Here is a 23959-nt window from a genome sequence, read left to right on the forward strand (position 1 = left end):
TCGCCTCCCCGGTATGAAACCGGAACACGAATCCTGACCAGATGGTCAGGTTTATGTGTTCATAGTAGGCAACGTTCGTGCCAACGCCCAAGTGGGGTTGTTACCGTCCGTGGCATCCCGTACGCACCGGCGGCGTGCCTCGATGCGGCGCCCCGCAGGGCGCGTGCGGTACATCCCGGTGCAGCGCGCACCGGATTCCGGCGCGCCCCGCATCCGGCGTCGGCACCAACAAAAACGGCACGTTCGGTCGAACGTGCCGTTCTGGCGTTGGCATTGCGGGAGGATCAGCCTTCCGCCCGATGACCGAGGCGCCCGCGTCCCCACTGGGGCAGATCGGCCGTCAGCCAGTTCACCAGCGCACGCACCGGGCTGGCGGCCTCCACATAGCGGTGGAACAGCGCGCCGGCGACGTTACTGGCGACCCACGCCAGCCCCATGCCCAGCGCGTTGAGCCCGGGCCGGCCCGGCACCAGGTGGGTGACCACCGCATTGACCACCAGGCACACCGGAAAGTGCACCAGGAACACCGAATAGGAAATGCGGCCGAAATACGCGGTCAGGCGACCGGCGGGCCAGCTTTCCAGCCAGCCGCCACGACGCGAGACGGCCAGCAGCAGCGCCGTGGCCAGCGCCACCGCGATCCGCAGGCGGAAGTCCACCGCCAGCGCGGCCATTCCCATCGCGGCCAGCGCCAGCAGCGGCATGAACGAGCGGCCCGGATTCGACGCCCAGTAGGCCAGCGATCCCATGCCGTAAGCGCCAAAGAAATAGACGGCCCAGATGTCCCACGTGGCATCACGGTTGAACCAGAACAGCGAGGCCATCGCCAGCACGCCTACCATCGGCACGCCCAGCGGCAGCCCATCGCGGGCCACGGCGCGTGCCAGCCACAGCGCCAGCACCATCAACGCGAACAATTGCAAGTCGATGGCGATATACCAGACCCCGGCGGACAACGCGTCCACATCGAGGATGTTGTGCAGCAGCAGCACATGCGCGACGAATTGCGCCAGGTGCGGCGCGGCCGGGATGGAATCGTGCTGCATCCAGGTGCGGGCGATGGCGGCACCGGCAATCGCCACCAGGATGGCCGCGGCAAACGGCACCACCAGCTTCTGGTAGCGGCGCCAGATGGTCTGCAGGGGGCTCGCCACGGTCAGACGGCCGCCTGGCGCCAGGCTGCGCGCGGCCAGGAATCCGCTGATGACAAGGAAAACCTGCACGGCTATGCGCGCGTAGTCGGCCAGCCAGCCGATCAGGCCGGGCGCCAGGGTCTGGGCAGCATCGGACATCGGTCCGTAGAACGCCAGGTGGTGCAATACGATCAGCTGCGAGCTGACCGCCTTCAGAGCGTCTACACACGCCAGACGGGAAGGACGGGGGCTCATTTGTTATTTGCGGGGGTACAAAGTGGGCCGAATTGTACCCGCATCGGTGCATTCATCCGTCGATGGGCAGGTAACCGGCCCCGTAACGCTTGTAAATCGGGTTACGACGTGGCGAAAAGGCAACTTTCATTGCACTACTCTCGGGCATTAGCTAATAAGAAACAAATTCTTCGTGCCCGCTCTCCGGGGGTATACCCTTGCGTCTTTCCGTGCAGCTGCCTCACCCTCGAACATGTTCCAGTCTGTCGCTTTCCCCGCCGTCCGCCGCCTGATCGCTGGTGTTGCCCTGGCCGCCACCGTCGTGCCGGCCGTCCACGCACAGAGCCCGAGCCCGGTGCTCGACAAGATCCGCGATACCGGCACGATCACACTCGGCTATCGCGAATCGGCCCTGCCCTTCTCGTTCGCCGACGACAAGGGCCAGCCCGCCGGCTATGCGGTGGACCTGTGCCTGCGCGTGGCCGAGGCGGCCAAACAGAAGCTGGGACTGAAAGACCTGAAGGTGCGCTGGCTGCCGCTGACGCCCCAGAATCGTGTTCCCGCCATGGTCAACGGCCTGGCCGACCTGGATTGCGCACCGAACACCAACACGCTGGAGCGCCAGAAGCAGGTGGCCTTCAGTGTGTCGCACTATGTTTCCACCGTGCGCATGCTGGTGCGCGCCGATTCCGGCATCAAGTCGTTCAATGACCTGCGCGGCAAGACGGTGGTGACCAGTGCCGGTTCCACGGGCGACCGCCACGTGCGCCGCCTGAAGAGCGAGTATGGCTTCCGTGACGTCTACGCCAAGGATCACGGGGAATCGTTCCTGCTGCTGGAAACGGGACGCGCCCAGGCGTTCGTGATGGACGACGTATTGCTGGCCGGCCTGCGCGCCAAGTCGAAGGACCCGTCCCAGTACGTGATCGTCGGCCCGGCCCTGTCGGTGGAACAGAACGCGCTAATGATGTCGAAGGCCGATCCCGAGTGGAAGCAGCTGGTAGACCAGACGCTGATCAGGACGTTCGCCAGCCCCGATGCCGCCGCCCTGCAGAAACGCTGGTTCCAGCAACCGATCGGCACGCGCGGCACCAACCTGGCGCTGGCGCCTTCGACCGAAGTGCTGCAAGCCTGGAAACACCCTTCCGACGCTGTGACGGAATAAGCATTTTCCGAGTATCTCCCCGGAAAAGCCCTGAGTTGACGCCCTTTGCGGCCTTGTCCACACTGGCCTGAGCCTGGTTCTACCGTCCGGTAGGACCAGCAACAACGCGACCGCCATCGAGAATTACTGCCCCGGGCGGCAACTCAGAGGAGATTTCCATGAAGCAATTGATCGCCACCGCCGTCGCGCTGGGACTGGCCACTGCATCCGTGGCTGCCATCGCACAGGACAAGAAGTCGTTCGACCCGTATTCCCAGGGCGCCAAGTCGGGCGAGAAGTTCGACACCTACAGCCAGGGCGCCAAGTCCGGCGACAAGTTCGACCCGTATTCCCAGGGCGCGAACAAGAGCACCCGTGCGGACCTGACCGACCAGTCCACCGCCGCCCCGAAACAGTCGAAATCGAAAAAGGCCCCGGCGAAGAAGCCAGCGCAAGGGAATTGAGCGCCAATCCCGCGCCTGCCCAACAAAAGAAAGGAGTCCATACGGCTCCTTTTTTATGTTCTGGACAAAGGGAGGGAAGCTACTGCCCCTCCTCCCGCAACATTTCCAGCGCCGTCACGTCCACCCGCTGCACCTCGTTGTTCTGCCGGATTTCCGTGCGCAACACGAATGCTTCCATGGGGCAGTACCAGTCGGTCACGTGCAGCACGCTCGGTTCGAGCTGCAGCAGTTCGTCGCCCACCATCAGGGGGCCCAGCGAGGTGCGCTTCTCGTAGGTGATGGGCATGCACTCCTTGCGGCCCATGACCGTGTTGATCATCTGCTTGCGGCCCACATGGCGCGAGCCGACGATGATCGATGCGTGCAAGGCCTGCATCGTGCCCACGACTTCATCCTTGCCCAGCGGATAGATCTTGAGCGACACGCTGGACTGGAAGGATTCTCCCTCCAGCGTGGCGCCTTCCTTGATTTCCAGGCCCGCGTAGTTGAAGACACCGCTGCCATTGAACGACGCCTCGCCGAACATGCGCGCATAACGGGCACGGGCATTGATCACGGCGTTGCGGCTGTCGATGCGCGTGCGTGCCGTGGCGGCGTTACGGTCGATATTGATCTCGTGGACCTGATCCATGACGACGGGCGGGCCCATCAAGGCCGACAGTGCCGACTTCGAGCGCACCTCCAGCTGGGCGCTGCAGCCGCGGGCGGTGCGCATGACGTCGCGCAAGGTCATCGTGATGGACATCGGCATGGAGCCGTCGCCCTCCAACTGCACGCGGGAGCCGGAGCGGAACCAGGGCGCGTCGCAAAGCACCGCGCCACCGGGCATTGGCGGCGACATGCCCGACACCGGCGCAGCATCGGGGGCCGACGCCTGCCCAAATGCCGTATTCATCACACCTGTCAGCAACCACACCAGCAACGCCGGTCTCATGGCGATCGTCCGTATCGAGGGCCGGCGGAGGCAGGGTCGGTTTCTGCCAGGCAAGTGCCGGAATGGCGCAAGTATTACGCGAAATCGGCGCGGCGGAAACGCCCCCAAGTCCAAGCCCAGCGCCCTTTGCGAGCCAAAACGGCGAGGCTGGAAATGCGCTCGTGCTACCATTGCGCGCCCGTAGCGGTCGCCTTGCCCGAAAACTGACCTCCGGACCACGCCTTTGCAGGCCTTGCGCGGGAGGCACAGCCCGCCGCGCCGTTCGTGTCCACCGGGACGGGGCGTCCCGCGTTGTGGGGTGTTCGCCACAAGGCGAATGCAGGAACAGCCTCCGGGACCCCGGCCATTTCAGGAGAAATATGCGTAGTTCTTCGCCCACGCGCCAAGCCGGGCTGCCTGTCGGCATGGTTGTGTTCGTCGTGCTCGCCGTGCTGCTGGTCTGGTTCGGCACGCTCGATTACCGCCATTTGCTGCGCCCGGACGAAGGCCGATACGCCGAGATCTCGCGCGAGATGTTCGTTACCGGGGACTGGGTGACGATCCGCTACAACGCCCTGAAATACTTCGAAAAACCCCCATTCCACATGTGGGTGACGACCATCGCATACGAACTGTTCGGCGTGGGCGACTGGCAGGCCCGACTGTGCGTGGCGCTGTCGGGCATCGTCGGGCTGGGTGTGACGATGCTGGCCACCGCGCGCTGGTTCGGCTGCCGCGCCGGGCTGCTGGCGGGCCTGGTCATGCTGGCCATGCCGATGTGGAGTGTGGCCGGCCATTTCAATTCGCTGGACATGACGCTGTCCGGCGCCTTGGCCTGCGTGCTCGGCTGCATGCTGCTGGCCCAGCACCCCGACACGCCGCCCGGCGCCCGCCGCGCCTGGATGCTGGCGTGCTGGGTCGCCATGGGGGTCGCCATCCTGACCAAGGGCCTGGTGGGCATCGCTCTGCCCGGTCTGGTGCTGGTGGTCTATACGCTGCTGACACGCGATCTCGGCCTGTGGCGACGCCTGCATCTGCCGACCGGCATCTTGGCCATGCTGGTGGTCACGGTGCCCTGGTTCTGGCTGATTTCGACGAAGAACCCCGAATTTCCTCACTTTTTCTTTATCCACGAGCACTGGGACCGCTATACATCCACGGTCCACGCTCGCAAGGGTTCGGTCTGGTATTTCGTGCCGCTGCTGCTGGCCGGCATGCTGCCCTGGCTTGGCCTGGTGCCGCGCATGTGGGAAGTGGTGCGCGACCGGGCCGGCGCCCAGCGCGGCGCGGGCGGCAAGCCGTTCCAGCCGGCCCTGATGAGCCTGGTCTGGTTCGCGGCCATCTTCGTCTTCTTCAGCATGTCGGGGTCGAAGCTGCCCGGCTATATCGTGCCGGTGTTCCCGGCGCTGGCCATACTGGCGGCTGTGGCGCTGGACCAGATCAGCGACCGCTCGTGGAATCGCCAGATCAACGCCCTGCTGCTGCTCGCCGTGGTGGGCCTGCTGGCCGCACCGGTGGTGGCCACACTGGATCGCGAAACCAATCCGAATGAAGTGTTCCGCGCCTTCGCCGTCTATATTGGTGTGGCGTTTGCCGTACTGCTGGCCGGCATGCTGCTGGCGCGCCGGCTGTTGCGCACACGCGGCGTGTTTCCGAGCGTGGCCGCGTTTGCGCTGTCGATGTTCCTGACCTGCACGATCGGGCTGCTCGGCCATGAGGTAATGGGCCGCAGGGCATCTGGCGTGGACATGCTGCCAGCCATCAAGGCCGTGCTGAAGGACAACATGCCAATTTACGGCGTGGGCATGCTGGATCACACGCTCCCGTTCTACCTGGGCCGCACGCTGACGATGGTCGCCGCGCCCGATGAACTGGAGTTCGGCACGCAGCAGGAGCCGGACAAATGGATTCCGACCATGGACGCATTTGTCGCCAAATGGAAGGACGGCCAGCCGGCGCTCGGTATCATGTCGCCGGACACCTATGACAGCCTGGTGGCACAGCATGTGCCGCTCTACGTCGTGGCACGCGATGTGCGACGTGTCGTCGCCAGCAATTTCCCGCTGCCGGCCCAGGAAGCCGGAAATACCCGATGAATCTTTCGACTTTTGCCTTTATCTTCACCGGGGTGCTGCTCAACGCCTGTGCCCAACTGCTGCTCAAGGCCGGCACCAATGCCGTGGGCGCCATCACGATCGAGCGCGCCACCATCCTGACCACGGCGTTCCGGGTGCTGACGCAATGGCCGGTCATCGCCGGACTGACCTGCTATGTCATCAGCGTCGGCGTCTGGATCATCGGCCTGTCGCGCGTCGATGTGTCGATTGCCTACCCCATGCTGTCGCTGGGGTACGTGGTCAACGCGCTGGCTGCCTGGTGGCTGTTCGGCGAAATGATTGGCCCGCTGCGCGTGGCCGGCATCATGCTGATCCTTGCCGGTGTGTTTCTGATTGCCCGTTCCTGACCGACCATGACCGCTTCCGCTCCGCAGGATTTCCTCCCGTTCGTACGCCCCCAGATCGATGACGCCACCATTGCCGAGGTCGGCAAGGTGCTGGCGTCGGGCTGGATTACGTCCGGCCCCAAGGTGCAGGCGTTTGAAGCTGCGCTGTCCGAACTGTTTGGCGACCGTCCGGTGCGCACGTTTTCCAATGGCTCGGCCACGATGGAAATCGCGCTGCGCATCGCCGATATCGGCCCCGGGGACGAAGTCATCACGACGCCGATCACCTGGGTCGCCACCGCCAACGTGGTGCTGACGGTCGGCGCACGGCCGGTGTTCGTCGACATCGACCCGGTGACGCGCAATATCGACCTCGACGCGGTCGAGGCCGCCATCACACCGCGCACGCGCGCGGTCATACCGGTCTACCTGTCCGGGCTGCCCGTGGACATGGATCGCCTCTATGCCATCGCGAAGCGCCATAACCTGCGCGTGATCGAAGACGCCGCGCAGGCCATCGACTCGCGCTGGCGCGGCCAGCGCATTGGCGCGTTCGGCGATCTCGTCAGCTTCAGCTTCCAGGCCAACAAGAACATCACCACCGTCGAAGGTGGCTGCCTGGTCATGAACACGCCCGAGGAAGCCCGGCGCGCCGAGCGGCTGCGCCTGCAGGGCGTGATCCGTACCGGCATGGACGGCATGGACGTCGAGGAACCGGGCGGCAAATTCAACCTGACCGACGTCAACGCGGCCATCGGCCTGGCGCAGCTGAAGACGCTGGACGCCATCACCGCACGCCGCGCCGAGCTGGCCGAGACCTATTTCCGGTGCGCGGCCGAGGCCGGCCTGGCGGACCTGGGTATCGAACTGCCGCTGCCGCTGGACCCCGCCGTGGCCACCACGAACTGGCACATGTTCCAGGTGGTGCTGCCCACGGACCGCCTGCGCGGCGGCCCGGCCGACGCGCGCAAGCTCGTGATGGAAGCGATGCGCGAGCAAGGCGTGGGGACTGGCGTGCACTACCCGCCCGTTCATCTGTTTACCTATTTCCGCTCGCTCGGCTGGCGCGAAGGCATGCTCCCGCATGCCGAACGCATCGGCCGTGGCATCGTCACGCTGCCGCTGTTCCCCGCGATGCAGGCCGCCGACGTGGAGCGGGTCTGTGCAACTCTTAGCGAAACATGCAAACGTCTCTCTCACTAAGTCCTGTCGAGGTCTCGGTCGTCATCCCCGTCTACAACGAGGAAGACGGGCTGCAGGCGCTGTTCGACCGCGTGTACCCGGCACTGGACGGCATGGGCGAATCGTACGAGGTGATCTTCGTCAACGATGGCAGCGTGGACCGCTCGCCCGCAATGCTGGCCGCCCAGTACCACAAGCGCCCGGACGTCACGCGCGTCATCCTGTTCAACGGCAACTTTGGCCAGCACATGGCCATCCTGGCCGGCTTCGAGCACACGCGCGGCCGTATCGTGATCACGCTGGACGCCGACCTGCAGAACCCGCCCGAGGAAATCCCGCGCCTGGTGGCCGAGATGCGCAAGGGCCATGACTACGTGGGCACCATCCGCCGCCAGCGCAACGACACTGCCTGGCGCCGCTACGCGTCGCGCGCCATGAACCGGCTGCGCGAGCGGATCACCAAGATCAAGATGACGGACCAGGGCTGCATGCTGCGCGCCTACGACCGCAACATCATCGATACGATCAACGCGTGCCGCGAGGTCAACACGTTCATTCCGGCGCTGGCCTATACGTTCGCGTCGAACCCGGTCGAAATCGAGGTGGGACACGAACAGCGCCACGCGGGGGAATCGAAATACTCGCTGTACCAGCTGATCCGGCTGAATTTCGACCTGGTGACCGGCTTCTCGATCGTGCCGCTGCAGTGGTTCTCGGCCATCGGCACCATGCTGTCGATCTCGTCGGCGGGCCTGTTCGTGATACTGCTCGTGCGCCGCTTCATCTTCGGGTCGGAAGTGCAGGGTGTGTTCACGCTGTTCGCCTTCACGTTCTTCCTGATCGGCATCATGCTGTTCGGCATCGGCCTGCTGGGTGAATACATCGGCCGGATCTACCAGGAAGTGCGCGACCGGCCCCGCTACCGCATCCAGGCGGTGCTGGAACGCGACCCCAAGCAAGGCAGCCAGCCGGAGGTATCGTGCGCGCCGTAGTCTTTGCCTATCACAATGTCGGCGACCGTTGCCTGCGCGTGCTGCACGCGCAGGGCTTGGACGTGGCCCTGGTGGTCACGCACCGCGACCGGCCCGACGAGAACATCTGGTTCCAGCGCGTGGCGGACACCGCGGCCGAGCTGAACCTGTCGTTCCTGTATGCCGAAGACCCCACCGATCCGGCACTGGCCGATGCGGTGCGCGCGGCCAGACCCGATGTGATCTTCTCGTTCTACTACCGCGCCATGATTCCGGCCGACGTGCTGGCCATGGCGCCGCACGGTGCCTTCAACATGCATGGTTCGCTGCTGCCCAAGTACCGCGGCCGCGTACCGGTGAACTGGGCGGTGCTGCACGGCGAAACCGAGACCGGCGCCACGCTGCACGCGATGGAGGCCAAGCCCGACGCCGGGTATATCGTCGACCAGACGTCGGTGCCGATCCTGCCCGACGACACGGCCGGCCAGGTCTTCGAAAAGGTCACCGTCGCCGCCGAGCAGACGCTGTGGCGTGCGCTGCCCGCCATGAAGGCCGGCCAGACGCCCAAGCGGCCCAATCGCCTGGCCGACGGCAGCTATTTTTCAGGCCGCAAGCCCGAGGACGGCCGCATCGACTTCAACCAGCCCGCTGCCGCCGTCTACAATCTGATCCGCGCCGTGGCGCCGCCCTACCCCGGCGCGTTCACGGACATCGCCGGACGCCGCTTTATCGTGGCCCAGGCCCGTCGACTTGAAGGCGGCACGGCACCGGGTGGGCTGCGTCCCGGCCTGCACGTACTGGATGGCCGTATCGTGGCCATCTGTGGCGACGGGGGCGCGCTGCGCGTGATGCAACTGCTGGAAGGCAGCAGTGCCGACCACGCCAGCCCGGTCTCCGCAGCCGAATTCCAGAACATCATCCCTGCACAGTCTTGAAAGGAAACCGATGAAAAAGGTCCTGATTCTTGGCGTCAACGGCTTCATCGGCCACCACCTGACGCGCCGCATCCTGGAAACCACGCAGTGGGAGGTCTACGGCATGGACATGTCGTCGGACCGCCTGGGCGACCTGGTGAACCATCCGCGCATGCACTTCTCCGAGGGTGACATCACCATCAACAAGGAGTGGGTGGAGTACAACATCCGCAAGTGCGACGTGATCCTGCCGCTGGTGGCCATCGCCACGCCGGCGACGTATGTGCGCAACCCGCTGCGCGTGTTCGAACTCGATTTCGAGGCCAATCTGCCGATCGTGCGCAGTGCTGTGAAGTACGGCAAGCACCTGGTGTTCCCGTCGACCTCGGAGGTCTACGGCATGTGCGCCGACGAGGAATTCGACCCCGAGGCCTCGCCGCTGATCTACGGCCCGATCAACAAGCCGCGCTGGATCTACGCCTGCTCCAAGCAGCTGATGGACCGCGTGATCCACGCCTACGGCATGGAGCAGGGCCTGAACTACACGCTGTTCCGCCCGTTCAACTGGATCGGCGCGGGGCTGGACTCAATCTTCGAATCGAAGGAAGGGTCGTCGCGCGTGGTGACGCAGTTCCTGGGCCATATCGTGCGCGGCGAGCCGATCAAGCTGGTCGATGGCGGCGAACAGAAGCGCGCGTTTGCCGATATTTCGGACGGCATCTCGGCGCTGATGCACATCATCGAGAACAAGGATGGCGTGGCCAGCGGCAAGATCTTCAACATCGGCAACCCCAAGAACATCCACTCGGTGCGCGAGCTGGCCGAGATGATGCTGAAGATGGCGGCCGATTACCCGGAGTACGCCGAGGAAGCGCGCAAGACGCAGATCGTGGAGACGTCGTCGGGCGCGTTCTACGGCAAGGGCTACCAGGACGTGCAGCACCGCGTGCCGAAGATCGACAACACGATCGACGAACTGGGCTGGAAGCCCGAGGTGACGATGGAGCAGGCGCTGCGCCGCATCTTCGAGGCCTACCGCGACAAGGTGGTGGACGCCCGTACGCTGGTCGACAGCAACAACTGATCCCCACATGGCCCGCATTGCCCTGAAAGTCGACGTCGATACGCTGCGCGGCACCCGTGAAGGGGTTCCCGCGCTGCTGTCGATGCTGTCTCCGCATCAGGCGGAAGCGACATTCCTGTTCAGCCTTGGCCCGGACCACACGGGCTGGGCGCTGCGCCGGGTATTTCGCCCCGGCTTCCTGAAGAAGGTGTCGCGCACGTCGGTGGTGTCGAACTACGGGCTGCGTACGCTGATGTACGGCGTGCTGCTGCCGGGGCCCGACATCGGCCGCAAGGGCGCCGCCGAGATGCGTGCAGCCGCGGCGGCAGGCCATGAATGCGGTATCCACACGTGGGACCACGTCTACTGGCAGGACAACGTGCGCGATCGCGATGCGGCCTGGACGCGCCGCCAGATGCAGCAGTCGTTCGAGCGATTCGTGGAAATCTTCGGCGCGCCGCCCACCACGCACGGCGCGGCGGGCTGGCAGATGAATGAAGAGGCGTTTCGTCAGATCGACGATTGGGGCATGACCTACGCGTCGGATGGCCGGGGCACGGCGCCCTACATCCCGACCGTGGCGGGCAAACCATGCCGCCACGTGCAGATGCCGACCACGCTGCCGACGCTCGACGAGCTGATCGGCGTGGGCGACCTGACCGAGGACAATGTTCACCACGCCGTGCTGAAGCTGACCGAAGGCGACGCCGACCACATCTTCACGCTCCATACCGAACTGGAAGGCGGCAAGCTGGCACCGGTGTTCCAGCGGCTGCTGGCTGGCTGGCGCGCCCAGGGGCACGACCTGGTATCGATGGCCACCTACTACCGGCACATCGACCGCACCGACCTGCCGCAATTGCCGGTCACCTGGGGCGAAATCCCCGGCCGCAGCGGCGAGCTGATCATCCAGCCGTAACCCGCCCGGCCCCGGGTTCGTCCGAATCGGGGTCAGGCCGCGCCCTTGCGCGTCAGGCGCAGCCCGTTGAACACCACCAGCAGGCTCGCGCCCATATCGGCAAACACCGCCATCCACATGGTGCCCATGCCCATCACGGTCAGGGCCAGGAACACCACCTTGATGCCCAGCGCCAGCGTGATGTTCTGCTTGAGGATGCCCGACGTACGGCGCGACAGCTGCACGAAGGCGGGGATCTTGCGCAGGTCATCGTCCATCAACGCCACGTCGGCGGTTTCGATGGCCGTGTCCGTGCCCGCCGCCCCCATCGCAAAACCGATATCGGCCCGCGCCAGCGCGGGCGCATCGTTGATGCCGTCGCCCACCATGCCCACCTTGTTCGCATGCGTATGCGCCTGCCCCGCCAGCGCGGCGATGGCATCGGCCTTGTCCTGCGGCAACTGATTGCCACGCACCTCGTCGATGCCCACCGCCTGGCCAATGGCCTGTGCCGTATGCGGGTTGTCGCCCGACAGCATCAACGTCTTCACGCCCAGCGCGTGCAGCTGTTCGATGGCCTGCCGACTGGTCTCGCGTACCGTGTCGGCCACGCCGAACAGGGCCAGCGCGCGGGCGGGCTGCCCGTCGCCCGGCGTCGCCGCGAGCAACACGATGGTCTTGCCCTGCCGCTCGATGGCCTCCAGCCGTGCTTCCAGGGCCGGCGAACATGCGCCCAGATCGTGGATCAGCCGGTGATTGCCGAAGCTGTACGCCACGCCATCCACCGTGCCGCGTACGCCCTGCCCGGGCAGGGCCGCGAAATCGCTCGCTTCCCGCCGCGCCACGCCATCGGCGTCCGCCGCAGCGGCCACCGCGCGCGACACCGGGTGGTCCGATCGTGCCGCCAGGCTCGCGGCGATGGCGCGCGCCTGCGGCACGTCGTCCACCAAAAGCGCCATATCGGTCTGGGCAGGCTTGCCGTGCGTCAGCGTGCCGGTCTTGTCCAGTGCCAGCCATGACAGATGCCGGCCCTGCTCCAGATAGACGCCGCCCTTGATCAGGATGCCGCGCCGGGCCGCCGCAGCCAGTCCGCTGACGATCGTCACCGGCGTGGAGATCACCAGTGCGCACGGACACGCGATCACCAGCAGCACCAGCGCCTTGTAAACCCAGTCCAGCCAGGGGCCGCCCAGGACCAGCGGCGGCATCACGGCCACGCCCAGCGCGATGGCAAAGACCACCGGCGTATAGATGCGCGCGAACTGGTCCACGAACCGCTGGGTCGGCGCACGGCTACCTTGCGCGGCTTCCACGGCATGGATGATGCGTGCCAGCGTGGAGTCATTGGCAGGCGCCGTCACGGCGTATTCGAGCTCGCCCGACTGATTGATCGAACCGGCATAGAGCGGATCGCCCTGCGACTTGTCCACCGGCACGCTCTCGCCCGTAATGGGCGCCTGGTCAAGCGCCGACTGGCCGCGCAGCACGCGCCCGTCCAGCGCCACCCGCTCGCCGGGGCGCAGCCGCACCGTTGCACCCACGGCCACCGCACGCGCCTCCACGGCCTGCCAGGTGCCATCGGGCTGCAGCACGGTGGCCTGCTCCGGCGCCATCGCCATCAACCCCCGTACGGCATTGCGCGCGCGATCCAGCGAAGCCGCCTCGATCCGCTCGGCCAGCGCAAACAGCACCATCACCATCGCCGCTTCGGGCCACTGGCCAATCACCATGGCACCGGTGACAGCGATGCTCATCAGCGCGTTGATATTCAGGTTGCCGTTGCGCACCGCGATCCAGCCCTTGCGATAGACGCCCAGGCCCGACATCAGCACCGTGGCCAACGCCAGCGCCGCCGGCAGATAAGGCGCGCCGATGTGGAACCACTCGGCCGCTTCGGCGCCGATGGCCGCCGCACCGGCCAGCGCCAACGGCCACCAGGGCTTGCCCGGTTCCGCCACGGCCGCCTTGGCGCTGTCGTCCGACAGCGGCTCGGCCTTCATGCCCAGCGACGCAATCGCCTTGACCACGGCATCGAGCGAATCCAACGTGTGATGCACGGTCAACACGCGCTGCATCAGGTTGAAATCGAGCGCCGCCACGCCGGCCATATTGCCGATCTTGTTCCGGATCAGCGTTTCCTCGGTCGGGCAGTCCATCGCCTCGATCCGGTACGCGGCCGATCGTGTGCCAGCGGGTGCTGCCACCGCCGGACCCACCGTCAACGGGGTGCTGCAGGTAGTGCCACAGCCGCAACTGGCAGGCGCCGGGCTGCGGGCATGGGCATCGCTGTGATCGTGCGAATGGTCGTGATCGTGATCATGCGCGTGGTCATGGCCATGATCGTGGTCGTGACCGTGCGCGTGGTCGTGCCCATGACCGCGGGCTGCCGAACCCGGCGTCAGCAGGTTTTCAGGGGTGGTACGAGCCATGGCGGTTATCCATTTTGCGTTGTTGGGTGCTATTGAAGACCCTGTAGCCACTTCAAGGTCAAGCACCGGCCGGAAAGACCCCGTCGATGACATCAACGTAATGTCCACTGCGGGGGCGGCAGCCTATAATCGCTGCCCATGCGCCGCCTGCTGCTCGTCTTCCTGTCGATCCTGCTGCCGCTCCAGTTTGCCTGGGCCGGCGCTGCGGCCTATTGCGCACATGAATCGGCTGACCTGCCAGCCGCGACGACCAACCATTTCGGCCATCACACGCACGAGCACGGCAACGACGCGCACAAGGCCGGCAAAAGTGGCGGAAAGACCACCGCAAAGGCCGCCAGCCTGCCCGACGGCGACTGCACCGCCTGCCACTTCCCCGGTTCGCACGGCGTCTTTGCCGAACTTCTCATGCCCGGTGACTATCGCTACGTCACCTTGCGCTACGCGCCGCGCCAGTACGCGTTCGGCTCCATTCCAGCCCCCGTTCCCGATCGGCCCCAGTGGCTGCGCCTCGCCTAGCCGGCGGGACGCACGACTGACCCTGTCATCCCGATACCGCTGAGCGGTATCGCTGCGCGTCTCGCCGATTTTCTCCTGCTGATCTGGTGAATTCGATGAGAAGCCTTTTATTGCCGCTGGGGCTGGCGGCCGCGTTGTGCAGCCCGTTCTTCACGCCCGGGGTGTTCGCCCAGGACGCCTCATCCGGTGTCCAGGAGCCGCCCGGCGCCCTGACGCTCGACGCCGCGCTGGCGCTGGCGGCGTCGCAAAACCCCACGCTGTCGGCCGCCCGGATCGAAGTGGACGCCTCCGAAGGCGGCATTACCCAGGCCCGTGTGATCCCGAATCCCGAAGTGTCGGTCCAGATGGAAGACACGCGGCAGGCCACGCGTGCCACCACGGCCCAGATGAACCTGCCGGTGGAGCTCGGCGGCAAGCGCGGCGCGCGTATCGGTGCCGCACAGCGCGCACGCGATGTGGCGCAGGCCCAGCTCGGGGCCTTGCAAGCGGACCTGCGCGCCACCGTGATCGGCGCCTTCTTCAACGTGCTGATCGCCCAGGAGCGCATCAGGCTGGCCGCCGGGTCCGTCGATATCGCCCGGCGCGGCGCCGACGCCGCCGCGCGCCGTGTGGCGGCGGGCAAGATCTCGCCGGTCGAGGAAACCAAGGCCCAGGTCGAACTGGCCAATGCCGAACTGGAGCGCGCCGAGGCCGATGCCGGGCTGGTAGCGGCCCGCCAGACCCTGGCCACGCTGTGGGGCAATCCGTCTCCGCGTTTTTCGGAAGCCGACGGCAAGCTGGACAACCTGCCGGCCCGACCGGCGTCCACCCTGCTTCGCCAGTCGCTCGACAACGCGCCCGCGCTGCTGACCAGCGAACGCGAACTGGATCGGCGCCAGGCCGAAATCAACGTGCAGCGCAGCCGCCAGTACCCGGACGTGACGCTCAGCGTGGGCGCCAAGCGCGACAACGGCGCCCCCGAGCGCGGCACTTTCCCCGTGGTGGGCATCGCCATTCCGCTGCCGTTGTTTGATCGCAATCAGGGCAACCTGTACACCGCCATCCGCCAGGCCGACAAGGCCGCCGACGAACTGCGCGCCACGCGGCTGCGGCTGGATCACGACCTGCAGCAGGCGTCCAGCCAGCTGAACGTGTCGCGCACCTCGGCGCTGACCTTGCGGGAGACCGTCCTGCCGGCCGCCGAGCGCGCCTTGCAGGCAGCGACGCAGGGTTTCGAGGCCGGCAAATTCAACTATCTCGATGTGCTGGATGCGCAGCGCACGCTGTTCCAGGCCCGCATCCGCTATCTCGGTGTCGTCGCCAGCAGCTGGCAGGCCGCCACCACCATCGATCGCATTCTTGGCCGCTGACGCGCCAACGCAAGGAACACCGTGATGACTTTGACCCGCAAACAAGGCGTGGCGATTGCCGCCATCGTGATCGCCGGCCTGATGGCCGCGCTGGCGCTGCTGCTGGCTGGCCGTGGCGACGGCCACAGCCATGAAGGCGAAGGCGAGGCCGCCCATGTCGCGCCCGCCTCGGCCACGGAAGCAAGCCACGCCGGGCATGGCGACCACGCCGGCCACACAGACGAAGACCCCGGGCGGATCGCCATGACGCCGGAGCAGATCCGCAACGCCAGCCTGTCGATATCCAGCGCCGGGCCTGGCAGAATCCGCAGCGCCGTGGAATTTCCCGGCGAAATCAAGTTCAACGAGGACCGCACCGCGCACGTCGTGCCGCGCGTGGCGGGCGTTGCCGAATCGGTAGTGGCCAACCTGGGCCAGCGCGTAAAGAAAGGCGACCTGCTGGCGGTATTCGCCAGCACCCAGCTGTCCGACCAGCGCAGCGAACTGCTGGCCGCCCAGCGCCGGCTGGAATTGGCCCGCACCACCTACGCACGGGAAAAGAAACTCTGGGAAGACAAGGTGTCGGCGGAGCAAGACTTCCTGGCCGCCCGCACCGCACTGCAGGAAGCCGAAATCTCCGCGCAGAATGCGCGGCAGAAGCTGACCGCCATCGGTGCCACGACTTCAGCCCGCGCCATCAACCAGTTCGAACTGCGCGCGCCGTTCGACGGCATCGTGGTGGAAAAGCATCTCGCATTGGGCGAGGCCGTGGCAGCAGAAACCGCGGTCTTCACGATTTCCGACCTCAACACGGTATGGGCGGAGTTCGTGATCGCGGCCAAGGACCTGGGCCATGTCAGGCTTGGTGAGGCGGTCCGGGTGACATCGGCCGCCTTCGACGGCACCGCCGAAGGCAGGATCTCGTACGTGGGCGCCCTGCTGGGCCAGCAGACCCGCACGGCCACGGCGCGGGTCACGTTGGCTAACCCGCAGATGGCATGGCGGCCGGGGTTGTTCGTCACCGTCAGCGTCGCCACCGGCGAAACCGACGCCGCCGTGGTCATCGACAGCGACGCGCTGCAGACCGACGGCGACCGCCAGCAGGTGTACGTCGAGGTGCCCGGGGGCTTTGCGGCGCGCACGGTCAAGACGGGCCGTACCGACGGCAAGCGCATTGAAATCGTCGATGGCCTGGCAGCCGGCACGCGCTATGTCTCCGCGAACAGCTTCGTGCTGAAGGCGGAACAGGGCAAGGCCAGCGCCGAGCACGCGCACTGACCGGAGGCCGCCATGTTCGAACGTATTCTCCGGTTTGCCATCGCACAGCGATGGCTGGTCATGCTGGGCGTGCTCGCCATGGCCGGCCTGGGTGTTTACAACTACAGCCGCCTGCCGATCGATGCCGTGCCCGACATCACCAACGTGCAAGTGCAGATCAACACCGAGGCGCCCGGTTATTCGCCGCTGGAAGCCGAGCAGCGCGTGACCTATCCGCTGGAGACGGCGATGTCCGGCCTGCCGGGTCTGGAGCAGACGCGGTCCTTGTCCCGCTACGGCCTGTCCCAGATCACCGTGATCTTCCGGGACGGCACGGACATCTACTTCGCGCGGCAACTGGTCAACCAGCGCATCCAGGAAGCGCGCGAGCACCTGCCCTCCGGCATTTCGCCACAGATGGGTCCGATTTCCACCGGCCTTGGCGAAATCTACCTGTGGACCGTGGAAGCCGACCCCGGCGCGCGCAAGGCCGACGGCACCGCGTACACGCCCACGGACCTGCGCGAAATCCAGGACTGGATCATCAAGCCGCAGCTGCGTACGGTGCCGGGCGTGACCGAGATCAATTCGATTGGCGGTTTCGCCAAGGAATACCTGGTGGCGCCGAGCCCGGAGAAGATGGCGTCCTACGGGCTGTCGTTGCAGGATGTGGTGCAGGCACTGGAGCGCAACAACGGCAACGTCGGCGCCGGCTATATCGAGCGGCGCGGCGAGCAGTACCTGGTGCGCGCGCCCGGGCAGGTGAAGTCGATCGACGATATCCGCGAGGTGATCGTCGGCACGGCGCAGGGCCAGCCGATCCGCGTGCGCGACCTGGCCGACGTGGGGCTGGGCCGCGAACTGCGCACCGGGGCCGCGACGGACAATGGCCGCGAAGTGGTGCTGGGCACGGTGTTCATGCTGATCGGCGAGAACAGCCGGGCCGTGTCGCGGGCGGTGGACACGCGCATGGCCGCGATCAACAAGTCGCTGCCGGCCGGCGTGAAGGCCGTCACGGTCTATGACCGCACGACGCTGGTCGACAAGGCCATCGGCACGGTCAAGAAGAACCTGCTCGAAGGCGCCGTGCTGGTGATCGCGGTGCTGTTCCTGTTCCTGGGCAACCTGCGCGCGGCGCTGATCACGGCGATGGTGATTCCGCTGTCGATGCTGTTCACGTTCACGGGCATGGTCACATACCGGATCAGCGCGAACCTGATGAGCCTGGGGGCGCTGGATTTCGGCATCATCGTCGACGGCGCGGTGGTGATCGTCGAGAACTGCGTGCGACGCCTGGCCCATGCCCGGGAACGGCTGGGCCGCCCGCTGACGCGCGCGGAACGCTTCGAGGAAGTGTTTGCCGCGGCCCGCGAGGCCCGGCGCCCGCTGGTATTCGGCCAGCTGATCATCATGATCGTCTACGTGCCGATCTTTGCGCTGACCGGCGTGGAAGGCAAGATGTTCCATCCGATGGCGATGACAGTCGTGGTGGCGCTGCTGGGCGCGCTGATCCTGTCCGTGACCTTCGTGCCGGCGGCGGTCGCGCTGTTCATCGGTGACCGTGTCGCCGAAAAAGAGAACCGCATCATGGGCTGGGCCAGGCGCTGCTACGAGCCCGCCCTCAAGCATGCGCTGGCCAATACGCCGGTGGTGCTGACGGCAGCCGTGGTGGCCATCCTGCTTAGCGGCCTGCTGGCCACGCGCCTCGGCAGCGAATTCATCCCGAACCTGAACGAAGGCGACTTCTCGGTGCAGGCGTTGCGCATTCCGGGCACCAGCCTGACGCAGTCGGTGGCGATGCAGCAGCAGATCGAGGCCCGTCTCAAGGAGAAATTTCCTGAAATCGAACGCGTGTTCTCGCGCACCGGCACGGCCGAGATTGCCTCCGACCCGATGCCGCCCAATGCGTCGGATGCCTACATCATGCTGAAGCCGCACGACCAGTGGCCGGACCCGGGCCGCTCGCGTGACGCGCTGCGCGCGGCGATGGAGGCCGAGCTGGAGACCATTCCGGGCAATCGCTACGAGTTTTCACAGCCGATCCAGCTCCGCTTCAACGAGCTGATTTCCGGCGTGCGCAGCGATGTGGCGGTCAAGCTGTTTGGCGACGACAACGCGGTGCTGGACGCCACGGCGCAGAAGATCGCCCAGGTGCTCCAGTCGGTGCCCGGCGCCACGGAAGTCAAGGTCGAGCAGACCACTGGCCTGCCCGTGCTGACCGTCGATGTGGACCGCGCCCGCGCCGCGCGCTACGGGCTGAACATGATCGACGTGCAGGACACCGTGGCCATCGCCATCGGCGGGCGCGACGCGGGGGTGTTCTACCAGGGCGACCGCCGCTTCAATATCGGCGTGCGGCTGCCCGAGGGCATCCGCGCCGAGGTGGACGCCCTGCGGCGCCTCCCGATTCCGCTGCCCCGAAGCGCCAATGGCGGCACGAGCTATATCCCGCTTGGCGAAATTGCTACGCTCGACGTATCGCCGGGCCCCAACCAGGTATCGCGCGAAAACGGCAAGCGCCGCATCGTGATCAGCGCCAACGTGCGCGGCCGCGATGTGGGCGGCTTCGTCCCCGAGGCCATGTCGGCCATCGAATCGCGCGTGCAGATTCCGGCGGGCTACTGGGTTGCCTGGGGCGGCACGTTCGAGCAACTGCAGTCCGCCACCGAGCGGTTGCGGATCGTGGTGCCGCTGGCGCTGCTGCTGGTCTTCGTGCTGCTGTTCGTGATGTTCGGCAATGCGCGCGACGGCCTGCTGGTGTTCACCGGCATTCCGTTTGCCCTGACCGGCGGCGTGCTGGCACTGTGGCTGCGCGGGATTCCGCTGTCCATTTCGGCTGCGGTGGGCTTTATCGCGCTGTCCGGGGTGGCCGTGCTCAACGGGCTGGTGATGCTGTCGTTCATCCGCGGCCTGCGCGAGCAGGGCGAGTCGCTCGATGACGCGGTGTTCCACGGGGCGCTGACGCGCCTGCGGCCGGTGCTGATGACGGCGCTCGTGGCCTCGCTGGGATTCGTGCCGATGGCCATTGCCACCGGTACTGGCGCCGAGGTGCAACGGCCGCTGGCGACCGTGGTCATTGGCGGGATATTGTCATCGACGGCGCTGACGCTGCTTGTACTGCCGGTGCTGTACAGGTGGGCGCATGGGCGCCGGACGGAAACGGCGGTCGAACCGGCCGGCTCCGTCCTGCACTGACGCGGGCGGCCCCTCCTGCTTACGGGAGGGGCCGGCCAAACCTCAATGCTCGCAGTTCACCATCCAGGTCATCTTGAACTTGTCGACCACCATGCCGAAGCCTTCGGCCCAGAAGGTCTTCTGGTACGGCATGATGACCTGTCCGCCTTCGGACAGCGCGTCGAAAATGCGCTTGCCTTCGGCGTTCGGGACGTAGCCTACCGATAGCATGAAGCCCGAAAACGCCGGGGTCTGTCCTTCCCGGCCGTCCGACGCCATGATCTGGCTATCGCCGATCTGGACGTTGGCGTGCATGACCTTCTCGGCCCATGCCGCCGACGGCGGCTCGCCACCGCCCGGCGGAGTGTCCTTGTAGCGCATCAGGAATGTCACCTTTGCGCCCATTACCTGGCCATAGAAGGCCATGGCCTCGTCAAAGCGTCCGCCAAAGTCTAGATACGGTTGCACCTGCATGTCGGTCTCCTGTAGGGTCCGCGGACGGATAGTCCGCGCGGCGCCATTATGCGCCTGCCCTACTGACAGAATTGTCAGGAAACTCGAGTTCGAAGCGGGTCTGTTCGTCGACACTGGTCACCGACACGCTGCCACCGTGCAGCCGCATGATCGTGTCGACAATCGCCAGACCGAGCCCCGTGGAGCCCGACGAATTCCGGCGCGACGGATCGGCACGGTAGAAGCGCCCGAACAGGTGCGGCAAGGCATCGGCCTGGATCGCCGGGCCGCCGTTGGTGACTGTGATCGCGGTCACATCGGTGCCATTGCGGGCCACCGCCATGCGCACCGCACTGCCCACCGGCGCATGACGCAGCGCGTTGTCCAGCAGGTTGATGATGGCGCGGCGCAGCAAGGTCTGGTCCGCCACGACCGTGGCGTGGCCCGAGACCATCACCGTCAGGTTCCGGTCGGCCGCCACGGCCTCGAAATACTCCGCCACCTTGTCGAGTTCGGCCCGTGCATCGAGCGGGCGGGCGCCCAGCGCCACCTGTGCGTTGTCCGCGCGCGCCAGAAACAGCATGTTCTCGATCATGCGCGACAGGCGCTCGTACTCTTCCAGGTTCGATTCGAGCACCGCCTCATATTCGGCCGGCGTACGGCGCTGGGCCAGCGTCACCTGCGTCTGCCCCACCAGATTGCTGATGGGCGTGCGGAAATCGTGTGCCAGATCGGCCGAAAATTGCGACAGGCGCGTGAAGCTGTCCTGCAGCCGGGCCAGCATGCCGTTCAGCGCGCCAGCCAGCTCACGCAGTTCTTCAGGCGCGCCGCCGACATCGAGCCGCGTCGCCAGGCGGCTGGTGGTCACCGCCGCCGCATCGCTGGCCATGCGCCGCAACATGCGCAGCCCGCGCCGGGCCAGCACGAAACCCAGCGCCGCCGCCACGATGGCCCCGCACAGCACCGCACCCAGCAGTTCGCCCCGATACTCGCGCATCAGCGCCACGCGGTAGCCAGCGTCGCTGAGCACGATAATTTCGACGGTGCGCCCCGTGTCGCCAATCTGACCCAGCGCGGCCATGCCGCGCGACGGCACACCATTGCGCGGATGCCAGGTCTGCAGCTGCGACTTGTCCGGGGCCGTGGACAGCGGCAGCACACGCAACGGCGGCAGGGTTTCGTTATGGGGATTCAGCGAGATCAGGGGATCGCCCGACGCGTTGCGCACGACCAGGATCAGCCCCTCGTGCCCCATCGCAATATCTGCAAAACGATGCGTATCGGTGCGGATTTCGGTTTCGTCGGCCACTTCGCGCAGCAGATGGCGTACCAGCAGCACTTCGCCGACGAGTTCGGATTCGTCGCGCGACTGCAACTGGCTGCCGAGGGCACTGGACAGATAGGTAGCTACCCCGACCAGGATCGCGGCCGTGGTCAGGCCATAGGCCAGCGCGAGCCGGGTGGTCAGCGACGCCGGCATCCACGCCTTCAGCGCGCGCCGCATGCGCACGAGGCGCCTCATGCTGCGACGCTCACGCTTCTTCCGACTCATCGAGCACGTAGCCCATGCCACGGCGCGTATGGATCAGCTTCTTCGGGAAAGGGTCGTCCACCTTGGCGCGCAGCCGCCGAATCGACACATCCACCACATTGGTGTTGCTGTCGAAGTTCATGTCCCACACCTGCGAGGCGATCAGCGAGCGCGACAGCACCTCGCCACGACGCCGCGCCAGCAGTTGCAGCAGCGCGAATTCCTTCGACGTCAGGTCGATCTTCTGGCCGGCACGCGTGACGCGGCGCCGGATCGTGTCGATCTGCAGGTCTGCCACTTCCATGAATTCGCTCTCGCGCAGCGGCCCCCGGCGCAGGATGGTGCGGATGCGCGCCACCAGTTCGGCGAACGCGAACGGCTTGACCATATAGTCGTCGGCGCCCAGTTCCAGACCCTTGAGACGATCCGAGAGTTCGTCGCGCGCGGTCAGGCACAGCACCGGCGTGTCCTTGTCGCGCCGCAGTTCGCGCAGAACCTGCCAGCCGTCGATGCCGGGCAGCATCACGTCCAGGACGATCAAATCGTAGTGCTGCTCGCGGGCATGGGACAGGCCGTCCACGCCGTCGCGCGCCAGGTCGGCCACGAAGCCGGACTCCGTCAGGCCCTTGAGCAGGTAATCGCCGGCCTTTGGTTCGTCTTCGACAATCAGGATACGCATGGGGATTCACTTCCGGGCGCCGGCTCGTCGCCGGTGCCGCCTGTTCGGTTTATTGCAGAACCTAGACACTATCCGAGGTTAGACGCATTTTGTGGAACATTGCAGGAATGTCATCGTCAATCGGCGAAATCCTGCCTTCAAACACAGTACAATGCCCGCTGCCCCGATTGTGGCAGCCTGCCGCGTCCCTGACCGGGCAGGTCTAGTCAAATTCTGATGAAACGTCTGATCGCCAGCTTCCTGTTGTGTCTTGCCATGTTCGCGTTGCCCATCCAGGGCGCCGCGGCAGCAGTCATGATGATCTGCAGCGTCACGCAAGCCGCGGGCCTGTCGATGCCGGAACGCCATGCCGCTATCAAGGCGGAGGCTGAATCCGAGGCGGTGCTGGTGATGGACCAGTCGGGCCAGATGGGCCAGACGGACCACGCGCACTGCCACCAGGCCGGCATGAGCGACGACGCCGATATGCCAGTGTGGCACGACGCGCCGCCTGCCGGTGCCACGCCTGACCAGCCGACCAACCATGCGCACCATGCCGCAGGACACTGCAGCGCGTGCGGTGCCTGCGCAGCCAGCGCCATGTTGCTGCCGGAAATCCCCCTCGTGGCGTTGCAACACCGCCGCCATGCCCTGCCGCTGGCCACGCCGGCCAGCTTTGCCAGCCAGCTTCCGCTGCCTGCCGACCGGCCGCCTGCCCGTCGCTGCTGACACCCGAGGTGCGTCCTTCGCACGCTCGTCCCCGCGCCTGACCGGCGCCGAGGGCGCGGCCGACTGACTCGTCCGCGCCAATCCACCCCTGTATTTGCCTGCCGCACGGCCTGAACCGCCGCGTGCGGCCGATCAAGATTCAAGAGGTTGTCATGCCCGCCGTGCGTACCGTCGCCGTGGCCTGGCTGCTGACGCTTGCCCCGGTCCTTGCCGTGGCCCAGGCGTCGGCGCCTGCCGTCCATCCGGCCCACCCGCCCGATCTGCCCGATCCCCTGAACGCTGCCGCACCCGTGCCGGCCTTGCCCGACATCGCGCCGATGGCCGGTTACGTCCCCTACCAGAGCCCCAAGGTCTCGTCCTGGCGCCAGTCGAATGCCGATGTCACACCAGGCGCCACGCCGGCGGCCGACCCGCATGCCGGCCACCACATGCCGCAGGGCACCACTGCCGCGCCGGCATCCGCACCGGCGGCAGGCCAGGCCGACCGTAGTGGCCATGCCGGCCATCACGCGCACTGACGGA

At 66.3% G+C, this 23959-nt stretch carries 21 protein-coding genes; 15 read left to right on the plus strand and 6 right to left on the minus strand.

The window, feature by feature from the left end:
• Nucleotides 1–284: 284 nt before the first annotated feature.
• Nucleotides 285–1388, minus strand: coding sequence for an acyltransferase family protein (locus AC3FJ6_RS13920; protein WP_488772431.1), 1104 nt, complete (start codon nt 1386–1388; stop codon nt 285–287).
• A gap of 232 nt (nt 1389–1620) precedes the next feature.
• On the opposite strand from AC3FJ6_RS13920, the gene AC3FJ6_RS13925 reads away from it, so the two are divergent.
• Together AC3FJ6_RS13925 and AC3FJ6_RS13930 are read left to right on the plus strand one after the other, a co-directional pair.
• A complete protein-coding gene (locus tag AC3FJ6_RS13925; protein WP_488772432.1) occupies nt 1621–2532 on the plus strand; it encodes an amino acid ABC transporter substrate-binding protein in 912 nt (303 codons plus the stop codon).
• 158 nt (nt 2533–2690) lie between these two features.
• Entirely contained in the window at nt 2691–2975 is a 285-nt protein-coding gene (locus AC3FJ6_RS13930; RefSeq protein ID WP_488772433.1) for an amino acid ABC transporter permease, read from the plus strand.
• A 79-nt stretch (nt 2976–3054) separates the two neighbouring features.
• Here AC3FJ6_RS13930 and AC3FJ6_RS13935 read toward each other — a convergent pair whose 3' ends face one another.
• Nucleotides 3055–3870 (minus strand): hypothetical protein, encoded by an 816-nt coding sequence (locus tag AC3FJ6_RS13935; protein WP_488772434.1) that lies wholly within the window; start codon nt 3868–3870, stop codon nt 3055–3057.
• 398 nt (nt 3871–4268) lie between these two features.
• On the opposite strand from AC3FJ6_RS13935, the gene AC3FJ6_RS13940 reads away from it, so the two are divergent.
• From AC3FJ6_RS13940 to AC3FJ6_RS13970, 7 genes are read left to right on the plus strand one after another with little or no spacing between them, the layout of a single operon-like run.
• Entirely contained in the window at nt 4269–5984 is a 1716-nt protein-coding gene (locus AC3FJ6_RS13940) for a glycosyltransferase family 39 protein (RefSeq protein ID WP_488772435.1), read from the plus strand.
• Entirely contained in the window at nt 5981–6352 is a 372-nt protein-coding gene (locus tag AC3FJ6_RS13945; protein ID WP_066739936.1) for a DMT family transporter, read from the plus strand. The genes AC3FJ6_RS13940 and AC3FJ6_RS13945 overlap by 4 nt, the downstream gene beginning before the upstream one ends.
• A 6-nt stretch (nt 6353–6358) precedes the next feature.
• Nucleotides 6359–7534, plus strand: a complete 1176-nt coding sequence (locus AC3FJ6_RS13950; RefSeq protein WP_488772436.1) for a DegT/DnrJ/EryC1/StrS family aminotransferase — start codon at nt 6359–6361, stop codon at nt 7532–7534.
• Nucleotides 7513–8505, plus strand: a complete 993-nt coding sequence (locus AC3FJ6_RS13955) for a glycosyltransferase (protein WP_488772437.1) — start codon at nt 7513–7515, stop codon at nt 8503–8505. The genes AC3FJ6_RS13950 and AC3FJ6_RS13955 overlap by 22 nt, the downstream gene beginning before the upstream one ends.
• Entirely contained in the window at nt 8493–9419 is a 927-nt protein-coding gene (locus AC3FJ6_RS13960; RefSeq protein WP_488772438.1) for a formyltransferase, read from the plus strand. The genes AC3FJ6_RS13955 and AC3FJ6_RS13960 overlap by 13 nt, the downstream gene beginning before the upstream one ends.
• Nucleotides 9420–9429: 10 nt before the next feature.
• On the plus strand, nt 9430–10482 hold the full coding sequence (locus AC3FJ6_RS13965) for a bifunctional UDP-4-keto-pentose/UDP-xylose synthase (RefSeq protein ID WP_488772440.1): 1053 nt from the start codon (nt 9430–9432) through the stop codon (nt 10480–10482).
• Between the two features lie 7 nt (nt 10483–10489).
• Nucleotides 10490–11380 (plus strand): polysaccharide deacetylase family protein, encoded by an 891-nt coding sequence (locus AC3FJ6_RS13970; RefSeq protein WP_488772441.1) that lies wholly within the window; start codon nt 10490–10492, stop codon nt 11378–11380.
• Nucleotides 11381–11412: 32 nt separating this feature from the next.
• Here AC3FJ6_RS13970 and AC3FJ6_RS13975 read toward each other — a convergent pair whose 3' ends face one another.
• Nucleotides 11413–13788 carry a heavy metal translocating P-type ATPase gene (locus AC3FJ6_RS13975; protein ID WP_488772442.1) on the minus strand — a complete coding sequence of 792 codons (2376 nt, stop codon included), beginning with the start codon at nt 13786–13788 and terminating at the stop codon, nt 11413–11415.
• 138 nt (nt 13789–13926) lie between these two features.
• On the opposite strand from AC3FJ6_RS13975, the gene czcI reads away from it, so the two are divergent.
• The 4 genes from czcI to AC3FJ6_RS13995 all read left to right on the plus strand — a co-directional run bounded on the left by czcI (nt 13927) and on the right by AC3FJ6_RS13995 (nt 20087).
• Complete coding sequence (gene czcI / locus AC3FJ6_RS13980; protein ID WP_488772444.1) at nt 13927–14307, plus strand: cation efflux protein, CzcI family; 381 nt, start codon at nt 13927–13929, stop codon at nt 14305–14307.
• A 95-nt stretch (nt 14308–14402) separates the two neighbouring features.
• On the plus strand, nt 14403–15656 hold the full coding sequence (locus AC3FJ6_RS13985) for a TolC family protein (protein ID WP_488772445.1): 1254 nt from the start codon (nt 14403–14405) through the stop codon (nt 15654–15656).
• Between the two features lie 24 nt (nt 15657–15680).
• Nucleotides 15681–16913: an efflux RND transporter periplasmic adaptor subunit gene (locus AC3FJ6_RS13990; protein WP_488772446.1), complete on the plus strand. Its 1233-nt coding sequence runs from the start codon at nt 15681–15683 to the stop codon at nt 16911–16913.
• A gap of 12 nt (nt 16914–16925) precedes the next feature.
• Nucleotides 16926–20087 (plus strand): CusA/CzcA family heavy metal efflux RND transporter, encoded by a 3162-nt coding sequence (locus AC3FJ6_RS13995; protein ID WP_488772447.1) that lies wholly within the window; start codon nt 16926–16928, stop codon nt 20085–20087.
• Nucleotides 20088–20129: 42 nt separating this feature from the next.
• Here the strand turns inward: AC3FJ6_RS13995 and AC3FJ6_RS14000 are convergent, their stop codons facing one another.
• The 3 genes from AC3FJ6_RS14000 to AC3FJ6_RS14010 are packed head-to-tail and all read right to left on the minus strand — an operon-like array spanning nt 20130 to nt 22729.
• Complete coding sequence (locus AC3FJ6_RS14000) at nt 20130–20540, minus strand: VOC family protein (RefSeq protein ID WP_092598035.1); 411 nt, start codon at nt 20538–20540, stop codon at nt 20130–20132.
• A gap of 46 nt (nt 20541–20586) precedes the next feature.
• Nucleotides 20587–22041: a heavy metal sensor histidine kinase gene (locus tag AC3FJ6_RS14005; protein WP_488772449.1), complete on the minus strand. Its 1455-nt coding sequence runs from the start codon at nt 22039–22041 to the stop codon at nt 20587–20589.
• 10 nt (nt 22042–22051) lie between these two features.
• On the minus strand, nt 22052–22729 hold the full coding sequence (locus tag AC3FJ6_RS14010) for a heavy metal response regulator transcription factor (protein WP_092598032.1): 678 nt from the start codon (nt 22727–22729) through the stop codon (nt 22052–22054).
• Between the two features lie 216 nt (nt 22730–22945).
• Here AC3FJ6_RS14010 and AC3FJ6_RS14015 point away from each other — a divergent pair, with 216 nt between their 5' ends.
• Nucleotides 22946–23437 (plus strand): hypothetical protein, encoded by a 492-nt coding sequence (locus AC3FJ6_RS14015; RefSeq protein ID WP_488772451.1) that lies wholly within the window; start codon nt 22946–22948, stop codon nt 23435–23437.
• A gap of 152 nt (nt 23438–23589) precedes the next feature.
• A complete protein-coding gene (locus tag AC3FJ6_RS14020) occupies nt 23590–23955 on the plus strand; it encodes a hypothetical protein (protein ID WP_488772452.1) in 366 nt (121 codons plus the stop codon).
• The last annotated feature ends 4 nt before the right edge of the window (nt 23956–23959 follow it).

It is taken from the genome of Cupriavidus sp. 94F1 (assembly GCF_057798875.1).